Below are 6,474 nucleotides of genomic sequence, written 5' to 3'. Positions count from 1 at the left end.
GGCGCCCCGCACTCAAGCAGAGTGCGGGGCGCCTTCGCCGTCGTGCGCGCCGGATCAGGCGTAGCGCGCGACCTGCTCCCGGAGGTCGTCGACGTCCCAGTACGCGATCTCGGTGGACAGGGACGTGTCCGCACCGTCCTCGTCGTTCCACTCCTGGGGGTAGACCGGCTCGTCAACACGGAGGATCAAGTCGTCGCCCTCCCGCGTCACGGTGACCGCACCGGTGCGGGGCGTGCCGTTCCAGTCCTTCCACCCCTTGTGCGCGGTGACCTGCTCCAGGGCCGCCAGGATGTGCGGTGCGTGCGCGGCCGGGACGCTCAGGGCGTGGCGGTCGACGCGCCGCGCCCCCAGTGTCTCGGTGGGGCCGTAGACGGTGAGGTAGAACGACTCGCCGCGGATCTCGGTCCGGTACGGCCCCATCGCTGTCGTGGGCTCCTGGATGGCTCCCATGGTCGGCTCCTTGGTGCTGTTGGGTACGGTCAGGCTATCCGGCAGAGGCAGGCGCGGAAGCATGTTCACGGACGCCCGTCACGGGGCGAAGAGGTCGAGCTGTTCGGCCGCGTCAGGCGCGGCGGGAAGCGGCGGCAGCTCCCGGGACCGCAGGGCTGGCGTGTGCGGAACCTCCGGCCGTTCCTGCGGGGACTCGGCATCGGCGCGCAGCTCGTCGACCAGCTCCTGGGCGATGAAGTGCTTGGCGATCTCTTCAGCGGTGGGCACCCAGCCGCGAGGGCGTCGCCGGCCGAGCCGGTAGGTGATGCCCTGCACCCTCGCCCACACCTCCCACAAGCGGTCGTCCCGCGCCTCCCAGGCGTGCAGCCGCTCCAGCGCCGAGTACAGGTCGTCCCGTTCGGCGGCCCTTCGCCGCTCGTCCTCGGCCGCTGCTGTGGCCCGACGGGCGGCTTCCTCCCCGCCGAGGAGTGGCCGCAGCGGCGTCTGCCGCTCCTCGCTGCGGTCCCGCTCGACCGGAGCCGGCCGCCACCGACGCCACAGCCGCACCGCGGCCCGTCCGTCGGCAGTCACGGCGACGCGCTCGCCGTCGCGGGTGAGGAACCCGGCCCGCAGCAGCGGGACGAGGCGGCCGTCCGCGACGGTGCGCCCGGCCTGCCCAGGCTGGGGATGCTCGCGGAGCACACCGTCCTGGCCGTACCGGAGTTGCCCGGCGTCGGCCGCGGCGACCAGCTCCGCCTGCCCGGCCGACCACTGGAGGGCGTGCGCCCGCTGCTTGTCGCTCATCGGCCGTCGTTCTCGGCCATCCGCTGCACGAGCGGCCACGCGGCGACCGCCGCCGCATCGCGGACCTGGTCGTACTCGGCCTGCCGGTCGGGGAGCACCGCGCCGTCGCGGGTCATGCCGTACGTCATCGACTGGAACTCGGTGACGCACTCGGCCGCCTGGTCCGCGAGGTCGTCGAGCGCTTCCTGCCGGGCGAACTCCGGGCGGAGGTCGGTCCAGAAGTACCCGCACCCGGGCTCGGGCACCCCCTCGAACGACTCGGAGGCGACCACGTGCGCGTCCGGGGTCTCCTGCTCGACCATGAACCACGCCAAGACTTTCGCCCAGGCCAGCGCGGTGCTGTACTCCTTCACCAGGTACGTGTACGGCTTCTCGCCGTCGTGCCGCTCCGGACCGGCGACGGTCACGGTGAAGTCGCGCGCCGTCTGCTTGTAGTCATACGGCAGCTCGTACAGCGGGCCGTGCTCGGCGACCTCGTCGACCGGGTGGGCGGCGGGCTCCGGGGTCTGCTCGACTGCCGGGGCGCGGCCGTACTTGCGCTGCAACTCTTCCATCTCGGCCGCGCCACGCAGGTCGTTGAGGAGCTGGAGCTGCTTGCCGATGTTGAGTCCGGTCAGCGGCGCCTGCGCGTGCGGCCACACCGTACGGACGGCACGTACGTAGGCGGCGCCGGCCAGGACGGTGACCTCGCGGGCGTGCTCGATGCCCAACAGGCGGGCCTGCGCGGCGAGTACGCGGTCGGACACCGCCGACCGGTTCCCGTACTTCGCGTCGTACGGCTCCAGCACCTGGTCGAGCGTCACGAACCCGTGCCGGGCGCTGAGGATGAGGACCAGGTCGTCGTCCCCGGCGAACGCGGCGGCGGCCCGCCAGCAGGTGAGGAAGTACGAGCCCCGGTACAGCTCGCGGGCCGGGGCCGCGTGGTCGAGCTTCTTCCCGGAGCAGGGGATCACGTAGACGTGCCCGGTGCGGGCCGTGGGTTTGGCGGTGGCCATCTGGGGTCCTCCGTCGGTGAGTTGGGGTGTGTCTGGACGCTGTCCGGGCAGGTGGCGCGGGGTGTCCGGCCGACTGTCCGGGCAGCGCCCGGACACGTCCGTGGACATGTCCGGTGCGTGTCCGGGCCGTTCAGGCGGTCGCCGGGGCTGCGGCCGTCAGGTCGCGCACGAACTCGGCGGAGACCTCGGTTCGATGGCCGGTGATGTGCCGCCGGGCATCGGCGCGGTCGTGGCCGTGGCGGGCGAAGCCGCACGAGCAGATCGCGACGCTGGCCGCCGAGTACCGCCGCGCGCCGCCGCCGGCCGGGTAGAACCAGCCGCCCGGCTCGGTGGTCCGGGTGCGGTGGTCGCGGGCGAACAGCCCGATCCGGGCCGTGAGGCTCGGCCGGACGCGGTTGCGTTCGTCGACGACGACCAAGCCGCGAGCCCGGAGCCGGGCGGTCGCCGCCTGCGGGATGCGCCAGATCCCGCCGGTGAAGACCCGATTCAGCGGGTCGTACGTGGCGTCGCTGGACTGGACGAGCAGCAGGTCGTCGCAGGTGGCGTCCGTCAGGGCGCGGCCGACCGGCAGCTCGGGGGCGAAGGTGATCGAGCGCGGGGCGCTGACGACGGTCTCGCCGGGGCCGAAGCGGTGCGCGGTCCACCCGATGGCCGCGCCGCCGTCGAGGGTGAGATCGATGGCGTAGCCGCGCCGCAGGGCGCGGGCCAGCGTGGTCAGCGCGTGCTGCTCGCTGGCGGTGCCCTCGGTCGTGCCGCCGGGGTGCGTGATGCTCTCGCGGAACATGGGTCCTCCTGGGTCAGGCCGCGGCCTGGTTGATGAGCTGCCAGATGTCGCCGGGCGCGGTGTGCTCGGGCACGTCGAGCGAGGCGATGACGCGGACTCCGTCGAGCACGGTGAGGTGGCCGCGCAGATGCTCGGCGGACCGCTGGCCGTCGTGCGCGCGGTAGACGACGGGCCGGGTGCGGTCGCGCCTCAGCTCGTCGCGGGCGTCCTCGGTGAGCTGGTCCCACTCGCGGTGCAGGTCGCACAGCGCGCCGAGCGCCGCCAGGACCACGTCCTCGTCGTGGCTGTCGAGGTGGCCCATCTCGATTACGTACAGGTGGCGGGCGCGCAGCTCGCGCGCCCGGTAGCGGAACGTCGGGTGGATCAGGTCCAGCTCGGGCAGCTCGGTGCGGTAGCCGGTGACCGGATCGCTGACGTAGTGCAGGAGCGCGAGGGGTACGCCGGTGCCGGGCCTCATCAACGCGCGGTACGCAGCGCGGATCGAGGCGTCGGCGGTCTCGGGCATCTTCTCGGTGTCGGCGGCGTCGAGGAAGTTTGCGGCAGTGTCGTGCAGGTGACGGGCGGCGGCGAGCAGCGCGCGGCGCCGGGGGTGGCCGTTGGCGCGGCCTCGGACCAGCTTGCCGAGGAGGCGTGCGCGGGTGGCTGCCTTCGTGTGGCCGTTCATGGTGCTGTCCTCCCTGGGAGTTCGGTCAGGCCGCGGCGGCTGCCGCCGCGCCGTGGTAGCAGCGGACGCCGCGCAGGCCGGCCGGGCAGTTGCACTGGCCGGAGGCGGCAGTCCGGTAGATCTCGCTGCCGTCGTCGCTGACGACGAGGAACACGCGGGTGCGGCTGGTCTTGCGGAGCGGCACGACCGCGCCCAGCTCCAGCGCCTCTGCCGCCTTGGCGACCTGCCAGCCCTGGTAGCGGCCGGAGTTCTCGCGGTTCGCGCGGCGCACCTTCCGGCGGCACTTCGGGCCAAGTCCGTCCGGGCTCGCGTTGCGCAGAGGCCGACGGCACTTCCGGCACCTGGCCGGTTCGGTGGTGGTGTCCGTGGCGCTCATGCCGCTCCCTTTCGCGTTGCTTTGTGGTGGGGTGTTACATTCAAAATCCTACCCAAAGTCAACTTTGGAAAAGCCATTTTGGAATCTGGGGTACGCAAAGGGTTGGCAAAGAGCGCAGGCCCCGGGCACGGCCCCGGACAACCGGCCAGACAGCCCGTGCGGACAGCAGGACGCCCTGCCCCCCACCAGGGAGGACAGGGCGTCCTGGACTGTCCGGCGGCCTACCGCGCGGGCTCGGCCGCCGGCCGCTCGCATCCGTCGTGCCGGTCGCAGTTGCACCGCTTGCAGTCGGCGCACATCTGCCCGGCCTCCAGCCCGCACGCGCCGCAGCCGCCGGAGGCGTCCAGCTCGGCGTCGTCGAGCGCCAGGGATAGGTCGATCTGCGCCTGGCGGTCGAAGCGTGGGCGGACGACACACGTCCCGTCGCAGGTCACGGACTCGCCGAGCCCGGCGTACAGGTTCTCGTGGCCCTCGCACGTCCACGTGCCGTACTCGGCGGGCTTGACCCGTACCTTCACCGCGCCGACGTCGAGCACGCCGACGCCCTCGATCTCCGCACGGGAGCGCAGCGCGCCGATCTCGGCGATGGCCTCGCTGTGGTCGGTGACCTCCTGGCCCTGCGCCCGGTGCACGCCGTAGACCAGGCTGCGCAGTTCGCCGCCGTCCTTGCAGGAGTACAGCGGCTCCTCGTCGAAGCCGGGGTGCTCGATGGTGACCTCGTACATGCTGATCCTCTTCTCCTGTCGGTTGGTGCAGGTCAGAACGGCTGCGTCGGGGCAAGGCGCTCAACGGTCAGCAGGTCCCACGCCGCGTGCTCGACGGCGATGGCGGCGCGCCACGGAGCCCGGTACGTCGCGCGGCGGTCCGCCTCGTCGACGCCGTGCACGTCGGCCCACCAGCGCGGCTTCTCGCCGTGGGCGTCCTGCACGCCGGTGTCGAGGACGTGGAACCGTGCGCCGAGCATGTGGACGATGTCGCCGGGCACGATGGACAGCCGCGGCAGCTCGGCGACGATCCGGCGCGTGCACTCGGCACTCAGGTCGTCGAGCGCGGCCGGGGACGCCTGCGCGAGGTAGCGCAGGGCCTCGCCCAGCTCGCGGATAGCGACGGCGGCCTCATCGGCGGCGGGCGGCGTCGCGTTCCGCAACGTCGCAGCGGCCCGCCGGGCTGCCGCACGGGCCTCGTCGACACGGGAGACGTCGACCTTCTCGCAGCGGTCCGCGCGCCAGGCGGAGCCCTCGGCGGTGTGCAGCCACAGGTGCCCGTCGCGCCCGCGCTCGGCAGCGTCGACGGTGCGCGTCGAGCCGTCGGCACACACGAAGCGGTCGCCGGCCGCGTACGGCTCGACCGGCCGGTGCAGCGGGGCCAGTTCCACGTCTAGCCGGGCAGCGGCCTGCATGGCGGCCTCGACGCTCGCCTTGTACCGGCCGCCCTCGATGGCGTCGGCCGCTGCGGTCAGCGTGTGCAGCTCGCCGTGCGCGGTCGTCAGGGCGGCGGGCCAGGCGCGGTTGAGGATCGCGACGATGCCCTCGGACGGGACCACGAGCACGTCGCCGTCTCGGATGTCATCGCGGCACTGCGAGGCGTCGTACGCCTCGGCCGAGCTGTCGAAGGTGTGCGTGCCCGGGTCGGCGACCTCGGGCCGGGCCGGCTCCTGGGCTGCGGCCTCCTCCTCGGCGCGCAGCGCGGCCTCGCGCGACGCGGCCCGGTCACGGGCACGGGCACGGCAGGACGCGCACGGCTTGCGGTCGGCGGCCTCGCTCTCCTCCAGGCCGCGGCTCTGGCGCTCCTCGCACAGCGACACATCGGCGAACGGGTCTGCGTAGTGGGCACGTTCGTCGCCGGTGTCGACCAGGACCGTGTCCGCACGGTGCGCCAGGATCGCCGGCGAGGCGTGCTCGATGCGCACCGGAGCGCCCAGCACGCGGGCCTGGTACTCGGCGAGGTGGGCGCTGTCGGCGTAGCTGCCGTCCGCGTACTCGTGCGCGGGGGAGGGCAGTTGGCCGAACTCGCCGCGCTCCTCGGTGATGGCGGCGGGGAGGGCGACGACCAGGAACCCGACGACGCCTTCGGAGTCGACCACGAGCACGTCGCCGTCGGCGACCTCGTCGCGGTCGCACGCGGCACGGGCCTCGGTGGTGCTGTCGAAGCGGTGGATCTTCAGCTCGGCGCGGGCCTCGCGGCGGGCGTCGGTCTCGGCGACGATCTCGCCGAAGTGGAACGCGGCGGCGGTCAGTTGGGACTGGCCCGCGAGGCGCTGTGCGTAGCTCTCAGAGTCGGACATCTCTGCCCTTTCTTGGTGAGTGGGTTGTTCACTCCCATTCTACCCAAAGACAGCTTTGGAAAATCCATTTTGGATATGTATTTTCGCAGGTTAGAGCCCCACCGCCGCGCGCCCGCTGCCACTGGGCGAGCCTCGCAC

At 72.9% G+C, this 6,474-nt stretch carries 8 protein-coding genes; all 8 read right to left on the bottom strand.

All coding sequences use genetic code 11. From position 1 onward, the window contains the following. Nucleotides 1-54: 54 nt before the first annotated feature. Nucleotides 55-450, bottom strand: a complete 396-nt coding sequence (locus G5C65_RS05770) for a hypothetical protein (protein ID WP_165297527.1) — start codon at nt 448-450, stop codon at nt 55-57. 78 nt (nt 451-528) lie between these two features. After that, nucleotides 529-1,233 (bottom strand): hypothetical protein, encoded by a 705-nt coding sequence (locus G5C65_RS05765; protein ID WP_165297526.1) that lies wholly within the window; start codon nt 1,231-1,233, stop codon nt 529-531. After that, complete coding sequence (locus G5C65_RS05760; RefSeq protein WP_165297525.1) at nt 1,230-2,228, bottom strand: DUF6884 domain-containing protein; 999 nt, start codon at nt 2,226-2,228, stop codon at nt 1,230-1,232. The genes G5C65_RS05765 and G5C65_RS05760 overlap by 4 nt, the downstream gene beginning before the upstream one ends. 130 nt (nt 2,229-2,358) lie before the next feature. Further along, nucleotides 2,359-3,012, bottom strand: a complete 654-nt coding sequence (locus G5C65_RS05755; RefSeq protein WP_165297524.1) for a hypothetical protein — start codon at nt 3,010-3,012, stop codon at nt 2,359-2,361. Between the two features lie 13 nt (nt 3,013-3,025). Next, nucleotides 3,026-3,676, bottom strand: a complete 651-nt coding sequence (locus G5C65_RS05750) for a hypothetical protein (RefSeq protein WP_165297523.1) — start codon at nt 3,674-3,676, stop codon at nt 3,026-3,028. Between the two features lie 25 nt (nt 3,677-3,701). Then, nucleotides 3,702-4,052, bottom strand: a complete 351-nt coding sequence (locus G5C65_RS05745) for a hypothetical protein (RefSeq protein ID WP_165297522.1) — start codon at nt 4,050-4,052, stop codon at nt 3,702-3,704. Between the two features lie 221 nt (nt 4,053-4,273). Then, on the bottom strand, nt 4,274-4,777 hold the full coding sequence (locus G5C65_RS05740; RefSeq protein ID WP_165297521.1) for a hypothetical protein: 504 nt from the start codon (nt 4,775-4,777) through the stop codon (nt 4,274-4,276). A 32-nt stretch (nt 4,778-4,809) separates the two neighbouring features. Continuing rightward, on the bottom strand, nt 4,810-6,336 hold the full coding sequence (locus G5C65_RS05735) for a hypothetical protein (RefSeq protein WP_165297520.1): 1,527 nt from the start codon (nt 6,334-6,336) through the stop codon (nt 4,810-4,812). Between the last annotated feature and the right edge of the window lie 138 nt (nt 6,337-6,474).

Origin of the sequence: Streptomyces boncukensis, from assembly GCF_011045075.1 — a bacterium.
Taxonomy (GTDB): Bacteria; Actinomycetota; Actinomycetes; order Streptomycetales; family Streptomycetaceae; genus Streptomyces; species Streptomyces boncukensis.
This window is presented reverse-complemented; position numbering and strand designations above follow the sequence as displayed.